Origin of the sequence: Staphylococcus americanisciuri, from assembly GCF_024814435.1 — a bacterium.
GTDB lineage: Bacteria > Bacillota > Bacilli > Staphylococcales > Staphylococcaceae > Staphylococcus > Staphylococcus americanisciuri.
Genome location: NZ_JANUXY010000002.1, coordinates 224,470 through 250,505, shown reverse-complemented (window position 1 = coordinate 250,505; position 26,036 = coordinate 224,470). Strand labels below are relative to the sequence as shown.

The 26,036-nt window shown below is 33.9% G+C and carries 17 protein-coding genes and 1 pseudogene; 6 read left to right on the top strand and 12 right to left on the bottom strand.

Features of this window, described 5'->3' with window-relative positions:
* Positions 1 to 11 precede the first annotated feature (11 nt).
* A complete protein-coding gene (locus NXS11_RS03250) occupies positions 12 to 800 on the top strand; it encodes an alpha/beta hydrolase (RefSeq protein WP_259198603.1) in 789 nt (262 codons plus the stop codon).
* Positions 800 to 2,041, top strand: a complete 1,242-nt coding sequence (locus NXS11_RS03245; protein WP_259198601.1) for a M20 family metallo-hydrolase — start codon at positions 800 to 802, stop codon at positions 2,039 to 2,041. Before NXS11_RS03250 ends, NXS11_RS03245 begins: the two co-directional genes overlap by 1 nt.
* A 48-nt stretch (positions 2,042 to 2,089) precedes the next feature.
* Here NXS11_RS03245 and allB read toward each other — a convergent pair whose 3' ends face one another.
* Both allB and allW read right to left on the bottom strand, forming a co-directional pair.
* On the bottom strand, positions 2,090 to 3,457 hold the full coding sequence (allB, locus tag NXS11_RS03240) for an allantoinase AllB (protein ID WP_259198600.1): 1,368 nt from the start codon (positions 3,455 to 3,457) through the stop codon (positions 2,090 to 2,092).
* The gene (gene allW, locus NXS11_RS03235) at positions 3,454 to 4,905 is read right to left on the bottom strand and encodes an allantoin permease (protein ID WP_259198597.1); all 1,452 of its coding nucleotides are present in this window, start codon (positions 4,903 to 4,905) and stop codon (positions 3,454 to 3,456) included. Before allW ends, allB begins: the two co-directional genes overlap by 4 nt.
* A gap of 136 nt (positions 4,906 to 5,041) precedes the next feature.
* On the opposite strand from allW, the gene NXS11_RS03230 reads away from it, so the two are divergent.
* Positions 5,042 to 6,646 carry a PucR family transcriptional regulator gene (locus NXS11_RS03230; protein WP_259198596.1) on the top strand — a complete coding sequence of 535 codons (1,605 nt, stop codon included), beginning with the start codon at positions 5,042 to 5,044 and terminating at the stop codon, positions 6,644 to 6,646.
* Positions 6,647 to 6,758: 112 nt separating this feature from the next.
* Positions 6,759 to 7,997, top strand: a complete 1,239-nt coding sequence (locus NXS11_RS03225) for an MFS transporter (RefSeq protein WP_259198595.1) — start codon at positions 6,759 to 6,761, stop codon at positions 7,995 to 7,997.
* A gap of 300 nt (positions 7,998 to 8,297) precedes the next feature.
* Here NXS11_RS03225 and NXS11_RS03220 read toward each other — a convergent pair whose 3' ends face one another.
* The 10 genes and pseudogenes from NXS11_RS03220 to NXS11_RS03175 all read right to left on the bottom strand — a co-directional run bounded on the left by NXS11_RS03220 (position 8,298) and on the right by NXS11_RS03175 (position 22,709).
* On the bottom strand, positions 8,298 to 8,795 hold the full coding sequence (locus NXS11_RS03220; RefSeq protein WP_259198593.1) for a hypothetical protein: 498 nt from the start codon (positions 8,793 to 8,795) through the stop codon (positions 8,298 to 8,300).
* 526 nt (positions 8,796 to 9,321) lie between these two features.
* Positions 9,322 to 9,645, bottom strand: a pseudogene (locus tag NXS11_RS11055) (flavin reductase family protein); the annotation flags it as partial.
* Positions 9,646 to 9,769: 124 nt separating this feature from the next.
* Positions 9,770 to 13,477: a YobI family P-loop NTPase gene (locus NXS11_RS03210; RefSeq protein ID WP_259198590.1), complete on the bottom strand. Its 3,708-nt coding sequence runs from the start codon at positions 13,475 to 13,477 to the stop codon at positions 9,770 to 9,772.
* Between the two features lie 240 nt (positions 13,478 to 13,717).
* The gene (locus NXS11_RS03205; RefSeq protein ID WP_259198587.1) at positions 13,718 to 13,879 is read right to left on the bottom strand and encodes a transposase; all 162 of its coding nucleotides are present in this window, start codon (positions 13,877 to 13,879) and stop codon (positions 13,718 to 13,720) included.
* Positions 13,880 to 14,086: 207 nt separating this feature from the next.
* Positions 14,087 to 14,884, bottom strand: coding sequence for a hypothetical protein (locus tag NXS11_RS03200; RefSeq protein WP_259198586.1), 798 nt, complete (start codon positions 14,882 to 14,884; stop codon positions 14,087 to 14,089).
* Between the two features lie 39 nt (positions 14,885 to 14,923).
* A complete protein-coding gene (locus tag NXS11_RS03195; RefSeq protein ID WP_259198585.1) occupies positions 14,924 to 16,471 on the bottom strand; it encodes an RNA-directed DNA polymerase in 1,548 nt (515 codons plus the stop codon).
* Positions 16,472 to 16,490: 19 nt separating this feature from the next.
* Positions 16,491 to 17,657: a restriction endonuclease subunit S gene (locus NXS11_RS03190; RefSeq protein WP_259198584.1), complete on the bottom strand. Its 1,167-nt coding sequence runs from the start codon at positions 17,655 to 17,657 to the stop codon at positions 16,491 to 16,493.
* On the bottom strand, positions 17,647 to 19,221 hold the full coding sequence (locus NXS11_RS03185; RefSeq protein WP_259198583.1) for a type I restriction-modification system subunit M: 1,575 nt from the start codon (positions 19,219 to 19,221) through the stop codon (positions 17,647 to 17,649). Before NXS11_RS03185 ends, NXS11_RS03190 begins: the two co-directional genes overlap by 11 nt.
* A 1-nt stretch (position 19,222) precedes the next feature.
* A complete protein-coding gene (locus NXS11_RS03180) occupies positions 19,223 to 19,765 on the bottom strand; it encodes a restriction endonuclease subunit S (RefSeq protein WP_259198581.1) in 543 nt (180 codons plus the stop codon).
* 151 nt (positions 19,766 to 19,916) lie between these two features.
* Positions 19,917 to 22,709: a type I restriction endonuclease subunit R gene (locus NXS11_RS03175; RefSeq protein WP_259198579.1), complete on the bottom strand. Its 2,793-nt coding sequence runs from the start codon at positions 22,707 to 22,709 to the stop codon at positions 19,917 to 19,919.
* Positions 22,710 to 23,027: 318 nt separating this feature from the next.
* Here NXS11_RS03175 and licT point away from each other — a divergent pair, with 318 nt between their 5' ends.
* A complete protein-coding gene (gene licT, locus NXS11_RS03170; protein ID WP_259198577.1) occupies positions 23,028 to 23,852 on the top strand; it encodes a BglG family transcription antiterminator LicT in 825 nt (274 codons plus the stop codon).
* A gap of 251 nt (positions 23,853 to 24,103) precedes the next feature.
* Entirely contained in the window at positions 24,104 to 26,035 is a 1,932-nt protein-coding gene (locus NXS11_RS03165) for a beta-glucoside-specific PTS transporter subunit IIABC (RefSeq protein WP_259198575.1), read from the top strand.
* Position 26,036 lies beyond the last annotated feature (1 nt).

Genomic DNA, 26,036 nt, shown 5'->3' with positions numbered 1-26,036 from the left:
GAGGTGGCTGTATGGAAGAAGTCCGTATTTATCGTGGAGACACTTACACACTCAAGGGTACATTTTATCCATCAACCAATACATGTCCGCGTATCCTCGTTTATTTCCATGGTGGGGGTTTAATATTTGGTCAGCGAGATGACCTACCCAACACATATATCGAAGTCATCACACAATATTACAACTTGTTGACCGTAGACTATCGATTACTTCCTGAAGCAACATTCACTGATATCGTAGACGACCTGCAACACATACACGACTACGTTAGTGCACAATTTGCAGAAGTATATTGTATGGGGCGTTCAGCTGGTGGCTTTTTGAGCATGCTATACGCGACAAAGTATGATGTGCAAGGATTGATTGACTTTTACGGCTTTTACGATGTCCAACATCCTGCTTTCAAATCTATTCCGAACAATCATCGTAACGTTATGGCAATGCTTACAGACGATATTAAGACCCTGTTCACACTGCCGGATGTCTCAACAGACCTGCCACCTAACCCAAGATATCTTTTATATCTCTATTACAGACACCATGGATTGTGGCCAGTGCTTATTGATTACGAAATTGATACAGCTGCACTCACGAAGTTACCTAAGCTTTTCATTGCACACGCAAGCAACGATCCAGATGTGCCAATTACATACAGTAAAAAATTGGCGAATCTGCATAAACAAGCTACATTTGTAGAAATAGATAGCAATAGCCACGCATTCGATAACAGTGTGACACCTGATATGATTCAGCTCTATCACCAAGCATGTCAATATATCCAAAATAAGGAGGCGTTGTAATGAACATACATCGTATATTATCAACACTAAACAGCTTCAATAATTTAGGAATTAGCACGAAGTTAGACGGTATCAATCGTCTTGCATTTACGCATAATGAAAGGTTAGCGGCACTGAAGTTCTCAATGTATTGCCAAGAATTAGGCATGTCTGTCTACTTCGACAAAGTGGGCAATGTCATTGCAAGGCGAGAGGGTAAATACAACGATCTGCCACCCGTTGTCATTGGTTCACATATCGATACCGTCCCTGAAGGTGGGCAATATGATGGACTATTAGGCGTTGTCGGTGCGCTAGAAGTGGTAAGACACCTCAATGACATTAACTTTATAACAGACCATCCAATTGAAATCATCGCATTTAGTTGTGAAGAATCTGCACGCTTTAACGTTGCGACAATTGGCAGTAAATATTTATGTGGCATGTTGAATGAAGAGGATATGAAAACCCTTCAGGACAAAGATGGTCAGACTTTATTAGAAGTGGTTCAATCTATGACCTCTACGGAACCACCTAAAAAAGCACCTTATCACGATCATATGAAAGCTTTTCTAGAATTGCATATCGAACAGGGTCCTATTTTAGAAAATAAAAATAAAGAAATCGGTATTGTCACACATATCGCTGCACCCGATCGTTTCAAAGTGAAATTACAAGGCACAACGAGTCACTCCGGTTCAACACCCATGCCTATGCGTAAAGATGCCATGACTTGTGCTGCGGAAATCATTCTACAAGTTGAACGCATCGCAAACAATTATCACAGCGATGGTATTGTCGCAACGGTTGGTGGTGTAAATGTCTCTCCTAATACGATGAATGCAGTGCCTGGCGACGTACAACTGTTAATAGACGTACGTGGTATTGATAAAGATATTCGTACAACGGTTGTAAATGAGATTATGGCGCAAATCAACACGATTACAAGCGAACGCGATATCATTGTGAATATAGATTCTCTTGGACAAGACACACCTATTGCCTTGTCAGAAAAGATTGCTGATATTATTGAAGATAAAGCAAAACTTCAAAAACGCTCTTTCCATCGAATGTTTAGTGGTGCTGGACATGATGCGATGAATATGGCACAGCTTTGTCCAACGAGTATGATTTTCATACCATGTAAAGACGGCATCAGCCACTCTCCGAAAGAATCTGTCACAACGCAACAAATTGAAAATGGTATCAATATCCTCATTGATACAGCAATAGAACTAGCGTCTTCAAGCATCAAATTGTAAAAGCCCAGCTGGCGTCATTGCCAGCTGAGCTTTTTATACGTTATTCAATTATTTTTTAATAAATTCACCGATAAAGTCTGATGTTAAGCCTTCTACTTGTTCATATGTTGTTTGGCCACGTAAGATTGTTCTTACCACTTGCGCACCAATTTCTCTACCTACATATGGGCTAATTTGATGTCTATATGCCAAGTCCTCTGCTTTTAATGTGTATGGCGCATCACGTTTAATGAATACAAAATCAGCGTCTTTCCCTTCTTTGATACTACCTTTTTCTGTAAGATCAAATCGTTCAGCTGGATTTTTCGCAATAATCTCCGCAAATCGTGTTAAAGACATATTACGTTTTTGTACCCCTTCATCAAATAGTACATCAACGTTATTTTGTACACCAGCTATGCCACCCCATGCTTCAAAAGCGTTATCCTTGTCTTTCAACTCAGGGTTACATGGAGAATGGTCACTTGTTACAAAGTTAATATCACCATTCAATACACGTTGCCACATACCTTCTAAACGTGCTTTTTCACGAATCGGTGGTGAACATTTAACAACTGGTCCAATATCATCCAACTCTTCTTTGTAGAAATAGAGGTAATGTGTACATGTTTCACATGTCACATCCACGCCTTCTTGTTGTGCCTTAACAATCGCTTCAACACCTTCTTCACATGCAACATGGACAATATGAATACGGCAGCCTGTTTCTTTTGCGAATAAAATTAACTTTTGAATTGGCTCTACTTCTGTAAATGCAGGGCGACTATCCACATAAGCAGCCATTGTCGTTTCCCCATTTTGATAAGCAATCTCACCTAATTTATCAGTAATTGCAGCATTTTCTGCATGAATTGATAAGATTTTGCCTGTTTTCGCAATTTGTTTCATACCTTCATATAACGAATAATCATCCACATTCATGAAATCACCATCAATAGAACGATCTCCACATGTCGCAACGAAACATTTATACGCGACCACGCCATCTTCATCCAGCTCTTGAATCCCACCATCAAGATTGTATGGTACAAGACCACCATAACTTGCGACATCGACTGCTAACTTACCTTCCCCTGCTTTATACTTCACTTGAATTGATTCACGATCTGTTGTCGCAGGAACTTGGTTTAATGGCATTTCGATAATCGTCGTTACACCACCTTTGGCAGAACCACGCGTGCCTGTTTCATAACCTTCCCAATCATCACGATAACCGCCACCCGGCTCTGTAATGTGGACATGCGCATCAATCATACCTGGTGATACGATAAGCCCTGTCGCATCGATCACTTCAGATGCTTCACCTAAGTCTGTCCCGATCTCAGCAATCTTACCCTCTTTGATACCAACTTCAACTTCTTTTGCTTCATCTTCTAAAATTACAAGTCCATTCTTTATCAGTGTATCAAATTTCATATTGTTTCACCTTTCTTTTCCAAATTTTTTAATAATAAATACAGAACTGCTGCTGTTATAAAACCAATGAACCACGATAGATCAGAGATTAATCTCAGACCCGGAATAAAACCTAAAAACGATACAATAACACCTACAATCGTTGCGATATATGCCTTTTTGTTCAAACGCTCCAAATCTGCAGGTGGATTGTGCTTATCGAAGTAAAGTCTATCCAAGTCTACTTTTTTATGAATCACGTGATAGAAATGCGCAATCATCACACCTGCAACTGGACCAAGAATGGCACCAATCAGATTCAGGAACATGAAGATGCTGTCGCTGTTCTCCATCATTTTCCAAGGCATAATCATGACACTGATGACGGCAGCGATTATTACACCACGTTTATATGTGATAACTTTTGGTAATAGTGCGCTCAACTGGTAAGCTGCAGGAATAATGTTACTTGTTGCATTGGTCGAAATCGTCGTCATTAATAACACACCAATAGCAAATGCAATCGCAACAAGGCTATCCCATTTCCCAATAATGTGGAGTATATTCCATTCTTGTTTGCTACTAAATATAGATGCACCAATTAAAATACATACACTTGATATCGCAAATAAGATATGTGCGACAACGACACTGCCAATTTGTCCAACAACTTGTGCTTTAGTAGACTTTGCACTTTGCGTAAAATCAGCCACACTCGCACCCGGTGCAGCCCATACTGCAATCAATGAATTCATCACAACTAAAAAGCTTAATATAATGGGATAAGACGTTGGTGCATTACTCGTTAAGTCATATGCGAGAATATTGCCAAAACCTCCACCAACTTTTACACCCCATATCGCCATACCACCAAAAATAATATAGATTAGAGGATTCAAGATTGCTGTAAACTTGTTTAAAATAGATCCTCCACCAAAACCAATAGCAAAATTAATTAACCAAAAAATGAAAAATGCAATTGCAGCAGATGCTGTTAACCCTAAAAACTTACCATCGCCGCCAATATTTGAAAATCCTGGAAACAACTTGTCTAATAATACAATTAAAGCAAGTGCACCAGCATATGTTTGTAAACCAAACCATGCGATACCAGCAACAATACCACGTAAAATACCAGGAAGCTTGGCCCCCATATCACCATAAGTTAGCCTGAGATGCATCGCAAAAGGAATCCCATATTTCGACCCAGCATATCCATTGGCTGCCAACAGAATACCAATTGCAATCGAGCTAATAACAAGTGCTATCATAATCTGTAAAGGTGATAACCCAAGTAATAAAAAACCGCCTACCGCTGTATAGTTGGGAATATTATGTACTGCCCCCATCCATAGCGTAAAATAGTTAAAGGTGTTAAAATTACGTTGCTCTGGTGTTTTTGGCATAATATCTTTGTTATACCCACGCTTTTCATAAAAAGACGTCGGTCTATGATCAATATGAACCATGTGAAACCCCCTCAATCTTTTAGAAAGGCCCTCTCTTTATTAAAATGTACTATTGTACGCGTTTTCATTCTATGACAGAATAAACATATAAAATATTTTTTTAGTCATTTCTGACAATTATTGGAGTTGATTATATATGACCACATTAAATGACATTATGAACATAGAATTGTTTTCCGGATTAAGATTGATTAATGAACATGGGGATTTAGAGAGATACGTGGAATTTGTCGATATTACAGAAACGCCCGATATCAAGGATTATATCTCGGAGCATACACTTTTACTGACAACCGCAATGGTCTATCAAGACAATCAAGAAGGGCTTATACAATTAATCAGTGACTTACATAGCGTCAATGTAGCAGGTATTGGTATCAAGCTCTCTCGCTTTTTGCATACCATCGACCAAAAAGTGATTGATCACGCAAATGCACTTAACTTTCCAATAATTGAAATTCCTTATTACTGGAAGCTTGGCGCAATTACACATGAAATTTCTTCTTACATTGCAGATGACGAAAATGACAAGCTTAATTTCGCCATTGATTTACAACAAAAAATGAACAAGATGATTATCAATGAATACACTATCGATAAAATTATTGAACAGTTGTCCAAGCTTATCAAAGCACCTATTTTATTAATTAATCCATTTTTAAGCATAGAAAGTCAAAGTCTATATTTTAAAAATCGACCTGGAGAAGTACGTCATTACTTGAAAAAGTTTACCGACAACTATGATAAAGAAACTAAAAAAGTCACATTTGATGAAAATGAATATGGTGTATTTGAAGTGCCTGCTTTTACTTATTTCCCGTACTATATCATGATTCTAGACATTCAAAAACTTAGCTATCCGTTTAGCTATTTAGCGATTGAACAAGCCGTAAATGTTCTCAGTTTCGCTATTTATAAAGAAAATCGAATCCTCGCACAGCAACAAGAAAATACGAACCAATTTTTTGAATCACTCATGAAAACGAAAGATAGCTCACCAATTGATATGAGCCAGAACCCAGACTTTTTTAAAAACTATCATTTGAGACAATCTAACTATTATCAAATTATTGTTTGTGGGGTAGATCGAGAAGATGGTATGGAGAATAGTATTTACTTGAGTGAGCGTTACCAAATGACCTTCGCATGGCTCAAAGAAATGTTGGAGAGCATCGATTATAATATTAGTATTTATGGCTTAAGAAATAACTACAAATTCGTCATACTCATGCAGAAAAAACACGAAAACTATATTGAATATTGTAAATTTCTGCAGAAGGAATATAAAAAGTTCTTTAACAGTTCATTATCATTCGGTATTGGGAACCAAGTGACAGACTTTAAACAAATCACCCTTTCTTTTGTTGAAGCGAATGAGATCTATGATACACATAATGAAAGCTATCTAAGAGAATTCATTGAGGTTTATCGTTCAAAAAGTGTGGAAGAGTTGTTACAGCTGATACCCGTTGATAAACTCAGACCCTTTGTTATTTACACGTTAGGTCCACTTGCCTATCCACAAAAATCAAAAGATAAAGAATTGAAGAAAACATTGAAGGTCTACATGGAAAACCAATGTGATATTACTAAAACAGCATCTTTAATGTTTGTACATCGGAATACCGTCAAATATCGCATTAATAAGTGTGAAGAAATGTTGAATATGAACATCAGTGATCCAGAAAACTCATTAGACATCCGACTTGCTATTTTTACATCTGAACATTTAACGCTATAATTTGGTTGAATTAGACAGAACACCCAGCAACTTTGTCCAATTATACTAATGTTATTAACAATTACTTATCCTATTCTTTAGATAAAGACTTATATCTGAGGAGGATACAACGATGAATAACATTAAGCATGATCAAAATTATTATAAAAAGATTATTTTCGCCCTTGTTCTCGGTTGGGTTGCAATATGGATTTACAGAACTATCTTAACGCCAATCTATCCACAAATTCAGGATTCGCTTGGCAATATTAGCGATTCACAGATGGGACTCGTCGCTTCAATCTATTTCTTCGCCTATACCGGTATGCAAATTCCATCAGGGGCATTAGTCGATAAATTCGGTCAGAAAAAAGTACTCATTCCTGCCTTTCTCGGATTTGCAGCTGCAGCGTTAATCATTGGAACCAGCAGTACCATCACACAAGTCTACTTGGGCGCTTTAGTCGCAGGAATTTCAACAGGATCTTATTATGGCGCAGCTTACTCATTGTCAGCTAAACATATGCCAAAAGAAAAGAAATCATTCTCTAATGCTATCATTAACAGTGGTTCCGCATTAGGAATGGTTATCGGGCTCGTTGGTTCATCAGTTCTCGTAGCCGGTCTCAATATTCAATGGAACTACATGTTGTACATGACAGCCATCATTATCCTAGCTGTAACATTTATCTTTATGTTATTTATTAAAGGTGACAAGTACGACAAACAAATTGCTGTCCAACAAGAGGCAAAAACGGTTGTCACAAACACAACAACAGACGACGTATCCCTCTTTGCGCCAAAACAACTCGCAACTTACTTCGTTTACTTTGCGACATGTTATGGCTACTATATGATTGTGACATGGTTGCCATCATTTTTAGTATCAGAAAAAGGATTCGCCCAATCATCTGTTGGTTACGTTGCTGCACTCGTTGCCGTAACAGCCATTCCAGGCGCTCTCTTCTTCTCAAAATACATTGATAAACATAGCGATCAACGCTTAAAACTGATTTTATTCCTATTGCTTGCAGCAGCTCTTACAATCAGCTTAACCGTATTCGCACCAAACCCAGCCGTCCTCTATATCGCACTCGTCTTATACGGCTTATTAGGTAAACTTGCAATCGATCCAGTCTTAATCACATTCGTTTCAGACTCCGTGACACAAGACCGTGTCGCAAAAGCACTCGGTACCTTCAACTTCTTCGGTATGGCATCCTCCGTTGTCGCACCGTGGTTAACAGGCTACATCAGCGATATCACAGGCTCAAAAGTATTGGCATTCTACATCGCAGCTATCTTATTACTACTTGCAACCGTTATTTTCTACCTTGTTGTGTATGTCCGTGAAAGAAAAGCTGTGGCATAGGTGTTGTTGAAGATATTTTATATATGAATGAACCCGAGCAAAACATTTTGTGTTTCGTTCGGGTTTTTGAGATGTTACTTTAATTTTTCTTTCAAAATGGATTCATCTCTTTTATAATCACACACTTGAATGTTCTCTATTACTTTCTTTTCAGTTTCAGGGGTCCAATATATTTTCAAGTCCTCTTTTGCCCTTGTAATAGCGGTATACAAAATATTATGTGTTATCAATTCGTCAACTTCAAAGCTAAGTTAGCCACTTGAGGATTGAAACTGGGATATAGTCTCCCAGCTCAGTTATTTAAACTAAGAAGAACGAAATTGTTTGAACAATCACTTGGGCAATCCATCCAGGGACACCAATACTTGTTAACCAACCTTGGGCAGCATCCTCAATACTTCCTGTAAAATTAGTTATTTGATTTAAATATTTTATAAAACCATCAATTGTGATTATAGAAATCCACTTTTTCTTTTGTGCATCATTCAACGGTAATTTTTGAATAGCGCTTTTAATCGCATTATTAATTTTTTCCTTATTCTTTGACAACAGCTCTTTAGCAGCTTTTAGAGTTAAAGTTGCTTTTCCACGTTCCATTTGTTGGGCATCATAAGCTCTTAAATCCGCTCCATTTTCTCTCGCAGCTTCTCTAGCAATTGCCTCAGCATTTACATTAACACCACTTTGAACGCTAGAAGGTTGATTATTAATAACATTTTCTTTAGCATTAGCCATAGGAGATGCAACTCCTGTAGCTAAAACCAAACTAGATAATGACGTAATAACAGCTTTTTTCATTTTTAACCCCTCCAAATTTAGTTTACATAATTACAATAACCTAACTTAAAGGAGAAAAAACATAATGCTACTAATTTACGAAATTTTATTATTTCTAATCATTTGCTTTTCCTATTTTTTAATACAAAGTGGTTATATGGAATTACACTTTGGTATATTAACTTCTATATATGGAATGTTCATTGCGACTTTGGTTATATATTATATATTGTTGTACAAAAGTCCTGAGTATGACAATAAAAAAAGACTAAAAGCATTAATTAATTTAATAAATGGAATTGTAATAATAACAAGCTTGATTATACTAACGCTATTGACTATTAAATTAATAAACTCCTAAAAAGTTCTGAATCTATGTCAAGAATACGAACATAGTAAAAAGAATATTCTCCCGTGCCTTGCTTGCCTATTTAGTTATGTGAATTCAGCGCCTTATTGGTTTGATCTAACAATCTCAATAATGACATGGCATTCACATAGCTTTTTCAATTTGTAAAGTGATTAAGTTCATTATAACATCCACTATTTCATCTTCTTCCGACAGTAGTTCCTTAGAAGATAAGTTCACAACTTCTCGCAAATCATACATTGTCATATTCCAAACAAACCTCATTTTCAGCATTCTTCACTAGTATCCTTACTATAATCTCTCAATACCCACTGATTCACTGTAAACATAACCATCAGTGAAACCACGAGTTAAGTTGTAATATTGGCTAGACAGCGACAAATTATCCTCCCCATTCTTAGACACATCGAAATACAACCAATAGGACGTCGTACCACTACTCTCAAACGGATCAAGCGGCAAACCGTGACTTCTACCCACTTGCTTTGGTGAAGATTGCATAACATTTCCCCCTTGATATATGATTTTAATTTAATCTATCAGAGGGGGTAATAAGAGTCTAGTATACAAAATATATTGCATTATAAGGATTTTCTATAAATGGAGGCAAATAAAAATAGCTTGATTATTTTTCTCGAGAAAATTTTTTAGCTAACATAATTCGACCATCATTCCGGTTTTTCACATAGCCTTTTTCCTCTAAAAAGGACGCAATTCTTTTCTTTATCCCCGTATCAATAATTGGACGTCTACCATCAAATACACTAACTAATTCATCTCCCTCTTCCATCAACTTCAAATACTTAAGAATATCTTGATACCTCTCACTGTTATTTATTAATTGTTCAATTAGTAACAGTTTATTGTCTTCTGATAAAGAATCTGATTGTAATGCAAAGTTAAAGAAATTATCATTTAACATGTGAAATTTTAGTTTATCAAAATTATTTTTTTCTTGTATTCTCTTTAAAAACTGATCTTTAAGGGGGAAGGTTTCAAAGTTCAAGAGAACATACTCAATATTCTCATAAGACAAATTACTATCTAGAACATAAGATATTATCTCTTCCTTTTCTGAGCTTATTTGAGAAAGATTTATATTTATCTCTAGTTCACTAATTAATTTTAAAACAGCATCTTGTCGATTAACATTATTTATAAGTTTAATTATTTCTTCCAGATCTACTTGATCCTCAATATTAGAAAGTATTATTTCTGTAATATCAAAATCAAAAGAGTTGTATAACAACACTAAACTGTCAATATAGTTATTTTCTAATAAATAATTAATGTTATTATCATTAATTTCTAGAAAACCTTTGCTAATTATTTGAATAATCCGATTTTCTGGATAGTTTCCATGTAAATTAGATATTGGTGTGTCGGCACCTGACAAAGCATCGACAAATAAACCATCGTATATTTCTCCGTAACTCAACAATTTATTGCATAGTATTTTGGATTGTTTAACAACAGAATTCTCTAATTCATTAGAGAATTTATTTTGATGATTCTTTTCAACGTACATCAAAAATTCTTCTGTAATCTCTCCACCATTGTCAAAATAAAATGAAATATTATCAATCGAAAACTTCAAGTTGCCAGTTTCAAAAATTTTATCTACTATTCCATTTTCAATCTGTTCTTCAAAATTTTGAAGTTCTGATAAATCTGTTACATTAACAGAATTACTATCTAGGTATTGCTTCTTAGCAAATTCATCAACTTCCGAATTTAGTATTTTTATGATTATGTCTTCATTATTAGAAAAAACTACATTCTTATAACTTTCTATATATTCTTTAATAATTACTTCGAAATTTAATTCTATCTGTCTTTTAATAGGAACTAATTTGTCTTTTTTAAATATATAATTAAGAAGAACCGATTCAACCTCTTTTTGATCTAAAATATTACTAACTAAGTAATGAATATTACTTATATTTAAGTTATATAAACCTTTATTAATTATTTCCTGAAGTGCTCTCGGAGATACTGGTTCACATGGAAGTTTTGAAAATTTAATTTTATATTTTGACAAATTTTCAAAAAATATATCTTGCCGATTATTTTGTAGCAACAATAGCACTTCTGATTCTGACTCTATAATATTTTTAAAAACATCTATATCTCCTGTTAATTCTTCTTGAGAATATAAAGACACGACTAATAGCCTAAAAAGTTTAGTATTATATTTCCCAATGGATTTAATTGTCTCACATAATATCTCTGCGTCATTCGAAAAAGTTATTTCTACAAATTTGTTTAAAAGCGAAATTTTATTGCGCTTACAATAGTCAACCAATACATTAATTAAACTTTCAATATTATCATATCTGACAATTGTATATAGCATATTGCTAATTTTCACTGAAGAATTATCTAATAAACATTGTTGTAACAACTCTATATTCAATATATTATTCCTCAGAAAATCATCGTCATTCATTCTATTAATTACTTCTCTTGGATTTTCAAGTTTAAGAAAAACATCCTGATCATTACCCTCAAGTATGTTTTTCAAAAATAGTGTATCATTTTTACCGACACTATTATTGTAGAAATAACCTTTATAATGCCAATAAGCTTCATCTATCAGACCTTCATAAATTAGGTACTTTATAAGCGCAAAATAATGAGAATCTTTAATGTTACTATCAGTATCACTATATACACGTTCTCTATCTGTAATGCTCATTTTTTTCAATACTTGTGATAGATTCAAAAGATCAATTGCTTTTAGACGCTCTTGCATCTCATTCTTTTTAACATGTAGCTTTTCCAACTCTTCTTTCTTGTCAACTGGATATAAATCTATTTCTTTTTTTATTCCTTCATTTCTGTAAATATATTTCTGTAGAAACTCTTCATATGTGGGTCTATCTGTTTGGTAATACCCAACATTTTGCTTATAATGTATTATTTCTTTAGTTTCGTTAGGATTTTGATGCCACTCTCTCAACATTTCAGACCAAGTATTCAAGTTATTTTGATTTGAATAAATATCTGTCAGTATATACTTTGTCATTAAATCAAACTTACTTTTATAAACTTCTTCATTCAAAAAATTAATACGATTGTTGAACTCATTAAGCTCTTCTTCTTTCTGCTGTTTTAATTCTTTTTTTAATATTTCTTTCTTTTGTATGAGGTTGTAAATATACCCTCTATCTTGTTGGAGAGAATCGAATTCTTTTGGAAATACATTTTTTAGTACTATCAACGAAAATAGTTTGTCTTTTTTTAGTTCTAACTGCTTCATTGCTATAATATTGAAATATATATTATATTCATTGTAAATATTTTTCAAAAGACGCATATCATCAATATATAAAGAAATATTGGTTATAATTCTTTTGCTTGGAGAATTTCCGGCTCCTTCAAATAATTCAAGTATTTTATTTTCAGAATTTCTGGAATCAACGATTGGTATAATAGGGATGATGAAATCAAAAAATTTCGTTCTATTTTTTGAATAAAACAAACCATCTCTTAGTAAATATACAAACTTAACTATCCTCTTATCATTTTTAGATGTGATAAAATAATTAACTAATAAATTTAATTCCCTTAGCTTTTTATAAATTTCTAAATAATCATATCTATCTAGATCTTCAAAAACTACAATATTACTTTTAGAATTATATAACACATACACTAGCTCTCTAATATCCCTATCTAAAATAGTTTCATCACTATTTAAATCTTCTTGCAAGCTAGCTTCTGTTGTTCCTAATTTTACTTTTAAAAAGTGAAGTTTTTTTCTTTTGGTAAGCCCAAAAACAACATAGGCGATGGGTAATAAGAATAAAAATAATACAATAAGTGGCAACCCTTTTTCCACTATTTCATTCTGTATTTTCAATAGAAGCTCTTCTCGATAAATCCAAAACAAAATTGAAAGAACAAAAGACAGAGAAAGGATTACTTCAATGATACTCTTAAGAAAGCTTTTATTTTCTTTATATTGATATTTACTAAGTGGAATAGCTTTGTTGTCTATTTGCGCAACTACTTGATTTATTAATTGTCTTTCTATACTATTCTCAACCTCTTCTCTTTTATAATTGGATTCTTCACTTGATAGTTTCCCTCTATTCTCGTCAATAAATTCATTATCATATTTCCCTAAAGAAACAGTAATTATATTGTTTAAGCCCCTTTCTTTTTTATATGTTTCCCAAACAGTACTTTTACCGGCACCATATATTCCAGTGATAGCTATATTTTTAATACTATCATTATTTATAGCCTCATCAAGAGCCTGGTTGTATACGTGCTCATTTGCTTCTCTTGTTTCAGGAGTAAGGCTTGTAAAATTCATTTCTCTCATTAACATCATTCCTTTATTTTGACTAAAATTAATGGAAATACACTAGTAGCTTTATCAAATCAATCCTCTAAAATAGAAAACTCAACACGAAATTCATGTCGGTATTCATCAATAAACCTGTAATTTACTTCTGGTCTTTGGCAAAGATGTGTATAGCCTTTTTTAAGATTTTATTTTCTTCTTCTAATTCTCATAACCTTTTTTGTAAATCATCCTCTAATTGTTTTGGGTATATATTTATCACTGCCTACAAATCCATCTTGAGGGATATATACTTAGCCATCTTGTTAATGTTTGAATAGGAATATCTAAATCACTCGAAACATCTGTTGCACGTCTACCTGATTCTACTAATTGAATGGCTTCCATTTTAAAATTGTGATCATATTTTCTTTTCGACATAATTGGCACCTCCGTAAATTGATTGCTTTCATTGTATCTTAATTTATTATCAATTTACCGTGTCCGTTTCTTAATATAGTATCAAATAGTATTTATTATTATAACCATTAAATAATATACTTATGCTGAGGCATTCTTTAGAAATTATAAACCTTTGAATATTAACAGCCTCATCTAAAAATTTGAGAGCACAATCTCTTAGTTCACCTATGACTCATTCACTATTCTTAATATTTTCTTTTTTTCTTCTAGATTTTTCTTATTAAAGCGTGCTAGTTTTAAAGCTTGCACTATCAATGAATAAGAATTGATTACAATTAGCATAATTAATATGAAATAAAGATTATCCGAATTTTTATAAACCACTAAATATGCAACAAATAAAACTGGGGAAAGTACGCTGAAAATCGAGAACTTCAACCCATTTATTTTAAACCATGCTTTAACTATATATTTTCTCTCCATAACAATAACACTTAGATACCTGTCTTTATAGAAACGATAATTCATCTGACTATAATCTCTTCTTATTACACGATTTCTTACTTTTTCTTTTTTCAAGCTATCGTTCCAGTAACCTAATGATGATACTGTTAAAGCTTCCTTTATAAGATTATTATAACCTTTGAATACAATATTATAGTGCTCTTCGTCCTCCCACTTATACATGTAGAACCTATTTATTGCATATTTAAAAATAATGATTCTAGACATTATCATTATTGCTAAAACCATTACAACTAATCCTGCTGAACAAAATCCTAATATTTGAATATAATCGTCTTTGCTTATTATACTTTCTTTAATAGAAAAATAATAAAAATAAGCAATAAAACAATATATAGTTATAATTATTATGGATATTGTAATTATATTAGATGTGTAATCTAAATCCGAGCTTACTAATTTTTCAAACATTTTTCCGATTACAAAAACACATAAGGGCCCAATTATGACCTTTATAGCATGCACAATAATATCTTCTTGTATTAGATCATTTACCACTAATGAAGTCACCCTTCTATTTAAACTTTTTTCAACTTCTTATAGATACTCTGTAAAAACAGAAACTTCTGCATCCCCAATTACTTCAGATAAATTTGAAATTTCTTCTTCATCAACTATCTTTTTGTCAGAAAAATGATAAGCCTTTGTTTTAACCCACTTACAATCAAAAATTTCATCTTTATGCCTACTAACTAATTGACATAAACTAGTATCATAGTTTTTTTCTCTATCATACGAAATAGTTAATCTTTGTAGCCAGATATTCAACAAATCAACATTGGGCGTATCTTTGAACTTTGCAGCAATCATGTCTGTTATTTCAATACTTTTTTCGTCAGCCACATTCAATAATATCTTACTTATAATAGCAATGCACAATGGTATAGTTCTGACATTATTTAACATAATCTCAGTTATAATGCTAATACATTGAATCTTATCATCTTCTTTAATATCATTTATATCTTTACTTCTATATTTGTTGAACTCATCAAGTAATCTAACCACACTACCAGAATTAGGATAATCTTTACTAAAAACTAATATATGCAACAAGTGCTTTTGGCAAATAAACTGAAAATATAGTTTTCCATCAATTTTGTAGTAGATACTTGGAAGAAGTTTTTGATAAGCTATTTTATCCTTCTTTATTGATGATACTACACATTCTTCATAATATTGTGTCTTTTTAGAATTCAATTTAAAATTCATTGACATTAAAACATCGTTCAATTCTTTAGTAACCATTTCAATTGTTGATTTTGAATTCGAAAAAATTCTATAATCATCACGATATCTAATGATTTTATAATCGCTCTTGATTCCTTTCTCCAATAACTTATCCTCTAATAATTTGTCACAATAAGACAATACAATTTCTGCGACAAAATCCATAAGAGTGCTACCTTGTGGGATACCATTTGTTTGTTGGTTTTGCATATTACATATTATTCTATCAATCTGATTGCCTAATAAATCTGTAACGCCCCTCTTCTGTTTAGCCTTTTCTCTATCATGTAACGCCCAAACAATTGAATGTGTATAAATAGAACCATAACAATTGCTAATATCCAAGTGCATTACATTTTTATATTGTAAAGCTAATATTAAGGATTCTTGCTCTACTCGAGACCACCAGTTTAAAATTTGTGCCTTTTTATCCTTTCCCCCTTTTTTTGACTCTACAGGAATGCTTGCAACAATCATATTTTCAACACTATTATTTTCAAGCCTTTCCAATATGTATTCCCAATTCTTTTCTTGAGTAATGTAATAAACCAATTGAGCGTAAAAGTAAGGATTGATTAGTTCCAAAGGTCTCCAATCATACTTGCCATCTTTATTTGCATAAATTTTATTATTAATATTTTCTGAAGTTTGGGCATTCTTTATGTTAAAATGAGATCCAAATCGATTGTACTTCATACTCTCTTCAACAGATTCATAAGCTTTCTTTAAATAGTTATTAAACTTAAAATAACTAGGAAGTTCATTATTGAAGTAACTCTCTTGCTTTAAAAAGTATTTTCGTGCTTCTTTGTATGACATTTCAGTCAGCAAAATTCTATCTTTATTTCCTGTCATAATGAACCTCCTTTAATTATTAAACAAGCATCTTTTGAAGTAATCCTTGTTTTTGCTCTCTAAGTGTATTAATCTTTTGGAATTTATTTTCTATCAATTCATCAATTTTTGCTAGAAAACTCCCAATTTTCTTTTGCTCTTCAATACTACTCGGTATCCTTATTTTTTCTCTAGAATAATCCCCATAATATATATGCGGAATTGTACTGCCAATTATATACTTACTTAACCTAATTAGCTTCAAATTATAATACAAAAAACAAACATCCACTCTGTTAGGCATGATATATCCCATAGTGCTAATAACAGATGTTTGTCCTGGTCTCAATTCTATTCTACCAACACCAGCTCCATCTTTAATGATTGAAATATAGCTTTCTTTTATATCAAAATCATCGGATGTTCCAATTATTTTATTAGCGTCATAAACAGGGTATAGCTGTAAAACCGTGTTATCACTAAAAGCAGATGAACTTCTTTTAGATGAACTATACTTTGTTATCTCTCTCAACTCTTTCTCTTCCCACTCCGGATATTCATTGCCATCATCACCCTTAAAACGCCACTCTTGAGAGAAAATCTTTTGTAAATATCCCTTTTTCTGCTTCTCCAACAAATCTAGCTTCTTCTCTTCCAACTCAATTTGTTGATCAAATTTGCTAAAAAAGTCACCTATCTTAATTTGTTCCACTCTATTTGGAATATAGATATCTTGTAATTTTACTATATCAGCATTTAAATTAGTTTGGCTTCCTGGCTGTCCATACTTTTGCCACTTGTATTTAAAGAATTCTAACCATTGAAACATAAATTCAATGTCAAATACTGGGTTTTTGAAAATTAAAAAGCCATCGTGAACACCCGTTTTGACATAGTTAATAACTGGTTTTCCTACACTTGCTGCAATACTTAATAATAAATGTTTTTCTAAAACAACCCTAGTTTTAGCCTGTCCATCAACAGAAATTCTTTGCTTTAAGTGATGAATTCTACCATTCTGTTCAGTAACATCAGCTATCCTCAGCCAACCAATATCAGAATTATCATCAAACCATATAGGATTACTTATAGGTCTAGGAGATGCTCCTCGTACAATATTTGCTAGTTCTCCAATTTTCTTCTCTTCCCACTCCCCACTAAACTCTGGGAATCTCAATTCAGGAACATTTTTACCATCACTTTTCATGTTGGAACACTCCTAACTCTTTCAAATAACCTTCAATTTCTTTTTCGATTGTGGCTATTTCATCATCTAACTGACTTAACTCTTGTTGCACAGCTTCTAAATCAATAGGCGCTTCTTCTTCAAAGGTATCAACATATCTTGGTATATTGAGGTTATAGTCATTTTCTTTAATTTCATCTAAAGACGCTAAATGACTATATTTCTCTATTTCCTCTCGATTTCGATATGTGTTGACAATTTTATCTACATCTTCATCTGATAAATGGTTTTGATTTTTGCCTTTTTCAAATGATTGTGATGCATCGATAAATAGCACATCATCTTCTGATTCTCGACATTTTTTGAACACTAAAATACACGTCGGAATACTTGTACCAAAGAATAAGTTAGATGGTAAACCAATAATCGCATCTAAATAGTTTTTCTCTTCAATTAAGTAACGACGAATGGTACCTTCTGCTGCACCTCTAAATAGCACACCATGTGGTAATACAACCGCCATTGTGCCATTCTCATCTAAGTGATGAATCATGTGTTGAACAAAGGCAAAATCTGCTTTTGATTTAGGCGCTAGTTTCCCATAGTTGCTAAAACGTTCATCATCTAAAAACTTAGGGTCTGAACTCCATTTGGCACTGTAAGGCGGATTGGCTACTACTGCTTCAAACCTTTGATCAACTAGGGCAGGATTTTCTAATGTATCACCATTTTCAATTGTAAAATCATGATACTTAACATCGTGTAACAACATATTCATACGTGCCAAGTTAAACGTTGTACTGTTATATTCTTGTCCGTAATAATGACGTACATTAGCTTCTTGACCAACTCTTAATAGCAATGAGCCAGAACCACACGTTGGGTCATATACGTTCTTCAAGTCTTTCTTGTTAGTCGTAACAATTTTCGCTAATATTTTTGAGACTTGTTGAGGTGTGTAGAATTCTCCTGCTTTTTTCCCTGCTGTTGCTGCAAATTGTCCAATCAAGTATTCATACGCGTCACCTAACATATCGATTTCTAAATCACTTTGTACAAATGGTAATGTTGCAAGATTCATCATCACTTTAGCAATAAGCTTTGAGCGATCTAAGTTTGTTTTTCCAAGACGCGTTGATGTCAAATCCATATCATCGAATAAATGATTGAAGTCGTCTTCACTTTCTTGTCCTCTCGTTGAATCTTCAATATTCGTAATAGCAGTATGTAAATAACCAATCAATTCTTTAATATCAAATTCTTGATTTTCAATTTGTCTTACAAGCGTACTAAACAAGTCTTGTGGCTCAATCACATAACCGATTCTGTCTAATAACTCTTCTTCTAATGCTTCTCTATATTCTTCATTCGCCCAAGCTTCTTCATATGTAATATCGCCATCGTCTTTTAATAAATATTGAACCATATCTTCTGTTTTTTCTGATAGATAACGGTAGAAAATAAGCCCTAGAATATAGTTTCTAAACTCACTAGCATCCATATTTCCTCTTAAATCATTGGCAATACTCCATAATTTCTTTTGTAACTCTGCTTGCTGTTGACGTTGTTTTTCTGTCACTGACATATTATTGTTCCTCCTTAAATATTATTGCTGACAAGTACTGATCCATTAGATACGCTCTTCTGTCTTTCAAATACTTTAGTTTTGTGCGTTTGTATGCAAGGTTACCAATTACTTTCTGTTTTTCCAGTGGTGGTAAGCTAATCTCTAATTCTTGTAATTGATGATGTGTGATTTTTTTTATCATGCTGCCACCTTGCTTAAATAAATGCAGCTGCTTTAAAGCTTGCGGTGATTGATTAAACCAATACATTAAATATCTTGGATAAATACGCGATTTATCTACTTCTATTCTCGTGAAATTATATGGTAATATCGCACCAGAATGTTCCTCACTGACAATGGCACATTCTCCGCTAATTGTATTAAAAACCAATTGTCCCGCTTCTAAACAAGGAGCCTTATTATCAGATGTCAATACCATGTAATTCGCGTCTGGTGCATCCTTATTAAAAATCCCCATATCTTTATTCATAAGATTTTGGTCATAAATTGCATATACTTTTCCTTTAGGGTCTTCATAACGGTTGAGTCGACTCAAGATCACACCACTATGATAGTTTATTAAAGATGTAATAAGCGCTTCCTCCTTTGTAATATCAATCTACTTCATTTCAATTTAATTATATCTTGAGTGTCGCAAAAAAACAAGAGAAATATTTGTAGTTTTTTATTACTACAAATATTTCTCTTGATTATTACTCAAAATTACCATATTTTCTAGCCATATCAATAATAAAACTTTTAATCTCTTTTGATTTCTTTCTTCTGATGAAAAGTCCACCATCTAATCCCTTATCGAGTGTATCTTTATTGATATTGCCACTATATTCATACTCCTCAATAATACTGCCGAGCCATTCTGATGGATATGCCTTTTCTTCAGCGAATGTCTGAATTTCTTCACTTTTTGTTTCGTCTTCAAATTTGTAATACATTTCATTGATGTCTGTTCCCTTACGTAATGTTGGAACAATTTTATCAATGAATTGACGGATTAAGTCTGCTTTTAGACGCAATTGATCATCATCTGCTTTATTCAAGAGCTTGTGGATTTCTTTTCTCGCTTTTTCTTGTTCGTGTACGTCATCAAGGTCTAATTGACTAATTAAATCCATAATATATTGTACATTAATTGTATCATTTCTCATAATCTCGATATTAAAATCGATATCGTCTAGTACAGATACTTTCTCATCACCCGTGTCATGTCTCTTTTTAACAAGGTCATATAAGTGTCTATATTTCCCTTTATAATCTTCAAAAGTTTGTTCATCTATACCCAGATGTGCCTTTGTAAACTCAAAGTCTTCAAAAGTCTTAAGCATTAATAAAACATTCGCTAATTCTCTAAATGCAAGTACAAATGCTTTCTGGTCATCTTCTCTTTCTAATTGATCAACACGATCAGGTGTAGGGGCAATGAGATAAAGCTGTTTTAGACCATCTTCAAATGCCGCTAAATACTCTTCATAAGAACGACTTAACACTGTATCTGTATCATCTGTATCTGAGAAAATGCTAATCGCTTCATCTGTTTGTTGTTTTAAATCACGGTAGCACACAATGTTACCATATGGTTTTGTTTCTGCTTCAACACGATTTGTTCTTGAATATGCCTGAATTAAATCATGATATTGTAAGTTTTTATCCACGTACAAAGTGTTTAGCTTTTTACTATCAAAACCCGTTAAAAACATATTAACAACAATGAGAAGATCAATCTTTTCTCCAGGTGTCACACGCTTCATTTTCTTTGATACATCTGAGAAAAAGCCTTCAAAGTAATCAGTTGAATGATTCGTTCCAAATGTTTGGTTAAAATCAGCCATCACTTCATCCAATACTTCTCTACTATGCACATAGTTTTCCTCTTCATGTGTGTCTTCATTTGATCCATACGTAAAAATAGTTGTAACATTTAACTGATGTTTGCCTTCTGCTTTCGCTTTTTTGAATGCATTGTAATATGCCACAGCCATTGGAATACTTTGTACAGTTAACATAGCTGTATATTTACCCTGAATCGTTTTCTTATTATAATTATGAATAATATGCTCTGTAATTTGATTAATACGTTCTGGCGCCATCCATATCTCAGCTGTATCGATGTCTTTTACATATTCTTCTGATAGGTCTTCTTTAGGGTTGAATGTTCGTGCATAATCAACAGAAAAACCTAATACATTGCCGTCTCTAATTGCATCTTTAATCAAATAATGGTGTAAACACTTACCAAAAATATCAGCTGTTGCACGACCATCTTGGCTTTTATTTTCTTCAAAACGTGGTGTCCCTGTAAAACCAAAATATTGAGCATTTTTGAAATGTTGACGAATCGAACGATGCATATCACCAAATTGTGTTCGATGACATTCATCAATAATAAATATAACTTTTTCATCTTCATATTGATCCATGACTGAATGGCCCGACTTAATTGCATTGGACATTTTTTGTATGGTCGTCACAATTAAACGTGACATAGGGTTGCCCAATTGTTTTAATAACTTTTGTGTGTTATCCGTTAAATCAACTGAATCCTGTTGAAATTTATTAAACTCCGCTAACGTTTGACTGTCTAAGTCTTTGCGGTCAACTAAGAAAATTACTTTCTTAATGCCTGATTGATTTGATAAAATTTGACTCGCTTTAAATGATGTTAATGTCTTACCACTTCCTGTCGTATGCCAAATATAACCATTGTTATTTGTTTCTAACGCACGTTCAATGATTTTTTCAACAGCATAGACTTGGTAAGGACGTAACGCCATGATGAATTTATCAGTCTCATTCACAATCATATAGCGACTAATCATTTTAGCAATTTGACAAGGCTCTAAAAAGTCTCCCACAAATTGCTCTAAACGATTAATACGTTCATTCTTTTCATTGCTCCAATAAAACATATGGCTTTTCAATATTTGCTTATCACTATTCGCATAGTAACGTGTTTCCATTTTGTTACTAATCACAAAAAGCTGAATGTAACGAAATAGCCCCGTAAAATTTTGCTTACGATAGCGTTCCACTTGATTGAATGCTTCTGAAATGGCCACACCACTTCGCTTCAATTCTATCTGAACAAGTGGCAACCCATTAATCAAAATTGTAACGTCATAACGACTCTTATATTTATCCTGCACACTTACTTGGTTTGTAACTTGAAACTTATTTTGACACCACTTTTCAGTATTTAAAAAGTCAATATGTACACTGCTTTCATCGTCACGCTTCAATGTATATTTATCGCGTAGAATACGTGCACTATCGAATACTGACTTACCATTAATATCCGTCATCATGCGCTCAAACTCTCTGTCTGATAACGGTTTGTGTTTTAACTCTTTGTCAATATGACGCTCATTTACAATCTCTCTGAAGTTTTGTATTAACGCTTCATTATCACGAATGTTAACACGTTCATACCCCATGTTCTCTAATTGGTTGAGCACTTCATTCTCTAAAGCATATTCACTCTGATAAGCCATCTGCATTCATCCCTTCTGCTACTGTGTCATGTTAACGATTATATTTACCAGTTTTGTCCATGTCTTAAATTTCTAAATTATTTATTTTATCCCTCTTATCATACCATATTCTTTAGAAAGTAAATCTAAAAATGGGACGTTAATAGAAATATTCAAAATAAAGAAAGTGATGCAGAAGACTAGGCCAGATGAAGTAAAACAAAGAAATTTTTAATAAAATGAGATGTCTACCCACCCTCCCTATTTTTTGACGTCCAACACGACTTTACTCTATATTTAAGGTGTGCAATTATTTACTAAATTAAAGGACTGGATAAGATGAAAATTACAAAAATCTTAAATAACAATGTCGTACTTTCTAAGATTAATGGTGAAGAACGCATTGTCATGGGGACGGGTCTGGCGTTTGGTAAGAAAAATGGGCAAAAGTTAGACCGTGATAAGATTGAGAAAGTTTTCCGGCTGACAACACAAGAACAAGAGCGCATGCTAACACTATTTAACGAAATCAATCCAGATGTTTTCACTGTGACAGAACGGATTATTCATGCGGCGAATCAATTGTATCGTACACATCTATCAGAATCGATTTATATTGCGCTAACGGATCATATCAATTATGCAATCGAACGCGTACAAGAAGGCTACACGATTAAGAATCCGTTGCTGTATGAAATTCGCATGCTATATCCGAAAGAGTATGAAGTGGCAGAACAAGGTTTGACACAAATTAATGCGTACTTTAACGTTGCATTACCACAAGATGAGATTGGCTTTATTGCGATGCACATTGTAAACGCAAGTATGGATGAACAAATCTCGAACATTTATGAAATCACTAAAATAACGAAAAGCATCCTTGATATTGTGCGTTATCATTTCAACTTGCATGTTCAAGAAGATAAATTGCACTATTCACGCTTTGTGACGCACCTCAAATTTTTCAGCCAGCGTCTCATCAACCATCAATCACTTCATGAAGTTACAGATACAGCTCTGTTAAAGTCACTTCAAATCAAGAACCCTCAAGCCGATGCGTGTATCGATAAAATAGCAGATTTCTTATACCAACAATACCACCATCAACTTTCGACTGATGAACGTGTCTACTTGATTCTTCATATTGCCCGTTTATTGAAATAATAATGAAAGCGTTGACACAAAAACACAAAAAAGTTATCTGAGATTAATCTAAATATTACGTTACTTTAAACGTCACATGTAGGCGTTTGGGATTGTAACTTTCAGTAGGCAAAACCCAGAGTAATGCATTGCGAAACCATAAAGGGATTCGTGTGTATTATTCTGGGTTTTTCTTGTACTCTCTGACTGTTTCCATGGACTTTCTCAACTGTAGCCAATATTTAACATTCATAATTCGAGGTGAAATAAAGATGAAATACGAACAACTTGCACACGATATTGTTGATAAAGTAGGTGGTCGTGACAATATCATTTCTTTAACACATTGTATTACTCGATTACGCTTTAAATTGAAAGACGAAAGCAAAGCAGACACCGATTATTTAAAAAAACATGAAGAGATTGTCACAGTGATGCAGTCTGGTGGACAGTACCAAGTTGTGATTGGTAACCATGTCCCAGATGTATATGCTGCGGTCAATCAAGTTGCCTGTCTCAATGACAACAGTAGTCAAACAGAAGAAACGCATTATTCCGGAAGCCTCTTCAATCGTTTTATCGACTTAATCTCAGGTATTTTCCAACCAATACTCGGTGTCCTAGTCACTGCCGGGATGATCAAAGGCTTTGCGGCATTATTACTTGCACTCGGGTGGCTCACTGAGACATCCGGTACTTATCAAATTTTATTTGCAATTGGGGATGCCTTGTTCTACTTCTTTCCAATCTTTCTAGGGCTAACCACTGCTAAAAAGTTCGGTTCTAACCCATTTATTGGAATGGCTATCGGTGCAACACTCGTTTATCCAACACTTGTTGGTGCGATGGCTTTAGGGGCTGAAGGTGCCAAAACTTTATTCGCGGGCACTGCATTTGAAACAGCGTCAAACTTATCGTTTTTAGGAATCCCTGTTATATCGATGACGTACACATCAAGTGTCATTCCTATTGTTTTTGCTGTTTATTTCGCAAGCATCATTGAACGTCAACTAAAACGCATCATTCCAGATGTTGTGAAAACATTCTTAGTACCCTTTTTTACACTCTTAATTATCGTGCCATTAACATTTTTGATTATTGGTCCAATATCATCATGGTTAGGTAACTGGATTGGTCTCGGTGCACTCAGTATTTATGACTTCAGTCCTATTTTAGCTGGTCTGTTACTCGGTGCTTTCTGGCAAGTATTTGTCATTTTTGGACTACATTGGGGACTTGTTGCGATTATGATTAATAATATTGCGACAAATGGTTTGGATATTATTTGCCCACTCATCTTCGCAGCATCATTTGCGCAAACTGGTATTGTTCTTGGTCTATTCTTTAAAACCAAAAACAAAAAGTTAAAATCTTTAGCACTTCCCGCTGCTATTTCTGGCATTTTTGGTGTCACAGAACCCGCTATATACGGGATTACTTTACCACGCAAAAAATTGTTCATCTACAGTTGTATCATTGGTGGTATTTTTGGCGCATTAATTGGGGTTGCTGGAACAAAACTCTACTTTATAGGTGGTTTAGGCGTCTTCGGTTATACAGCTTTCATTGGGAAAAATGGTTTGGACATGACTGTATGGTTATCTATCGTTTGGACAGCACTTGCAACGCTTGTTGGTCTAATTGTAGGATATATCGCTTATTCTGATAAAAAAGAGAAGATTTTGCCGATGACTCAAAAGTCAAACGATGTCGCAACACAACCAACAAATGATGCTACACTAGAAACAGCGGTTGAATCGATTAGTGCGCCATTAAGCGGCAACCCTATTCCTTTAACGAGTGTGTCGGATCCTGTCTTCTCTTCATTAGCAATGGGCAAAGGTATCGCCATTCAACCAACTTCTAGCCGTATCGTTGCACCGTTTGATGCGACAGTTGAAAGCCTCTTCCCAACTGGTCATGCAATTGGCTTAAAGTCAGCAACTGGCACGGAGTTACTGATTCATATTGGTATTGATACTGTCAAGCTAGAAGGACAAGGCTTTAATCCCCTCGTGGAACAAGGCACAAGTGTCACAAAAGGACAACCATTGATTGACTTCGACCCTGAGATGATTCGTCAACACGGTTTTGACGATAGCGTCATTATCGTTGTAACCAATACTGCTATGACTCAAGATATCATTGTACACGATGATCAAACACTGACAGAAAACGATACACTACTTAAGGTAGTCTATTAAA

Coding starts and splice junctions, on each gene's coding strand:
- NXS11_RS03250 (WP_259198603.1), top strand. CDS start 12: ATGGAAGAAGTCCGTATTTATCGTGGAGACACTTACACACTCAAGGGT.
- NXS11_RS03245 (WP_259198601.1), top strand. CDS start 800: ATGAACATACATCGTATATTATCAACACTAAACAGCTTCAATAATTTA.
- allB (WP_259198600.1), bottom strand. CDS start 3,457: ATGAAATTTGATACACTGATAAAGAATGGACTTGTAATTTTAGAAGAT.
- allW (WP_259198597.1), bottom strand. CDS start 4,905: ATGGTTCATATTGATCATAGACCGACGTCTTTTTATGAAAAGCGTGGG.
- NXS11_RS03230 (WP_259198596.1), top strand. CDS start 5,042: ATGACCACATTAAATGACATTATGAACATAGAATTGTTTTCCGGATTA.
- NXS11_RS03225 (WP_259198595.1), top strand. CDS start 6,759: ATGAATAACATTAAGCATGATCAAAATTATTATAAAAAGATTATTTTC.
- NXS11_RS03220 (WP_259198593.1), bottom strand. CDS start 8,795: ATGAAAAAAGCTGTTATTACGTCATTATCTAGTTTGGTTTTAGCTACA.
- NXS11_RS03210 (WP_259198590.1), bottom strand. CDS start 13,477: ATGAGAGAAATGAATTTTACAAGCCTTACTCCTGAAACAAGAGAAGCA.
- NXS11_RS03205 (WP_259198587.1), bottom strand. CDS start 13,879: ATGTCGAAAAGAAAATATGATCACAATTTTAAAATGGAAGCCATTCAA.
- NXS11_RS03195 (WP_259198585.1), bottom strand. CDS start 16,471: ATGACAGGAAATAAAGATAGAATTTTGCTGACTGAAATGTCATACAAA.
- NXS11_RS03190 (WP_259198584.1), bottom strand. CDS start 17,657: ATGAAAAGTGATGGTAAAAATGTTCCTGAATTGAGATTCCCAGAGTTT.
- NXS11_RS03185 (WP_259198583.1), bottom strand. CDS start 19,221: ATGTCAGTGACAGAAAAACAACGTCAACAGCAAGCAGAGTTACAAAAG.
- NXS11_RS03175 (WP_259198579.1), bottom strand. CDS start 22,709: ATGGCTTATCAGAGTGAATATGCTTTAGAGAATGAAGTGCTCAACCAA.
- licT (WP_259198577.1), top strand. CDS start 23,028: ATGAAAATTACAAAAATCTTAAATAACAATGTCGTACTTTCTAAGATT.
- NXS11_RS03165 (WP_259198575.1), top strand. CDS start 24,104: ATGAAATACGAACAACTTGCACACGATATTGTTGATAAAGTAGGTGGT.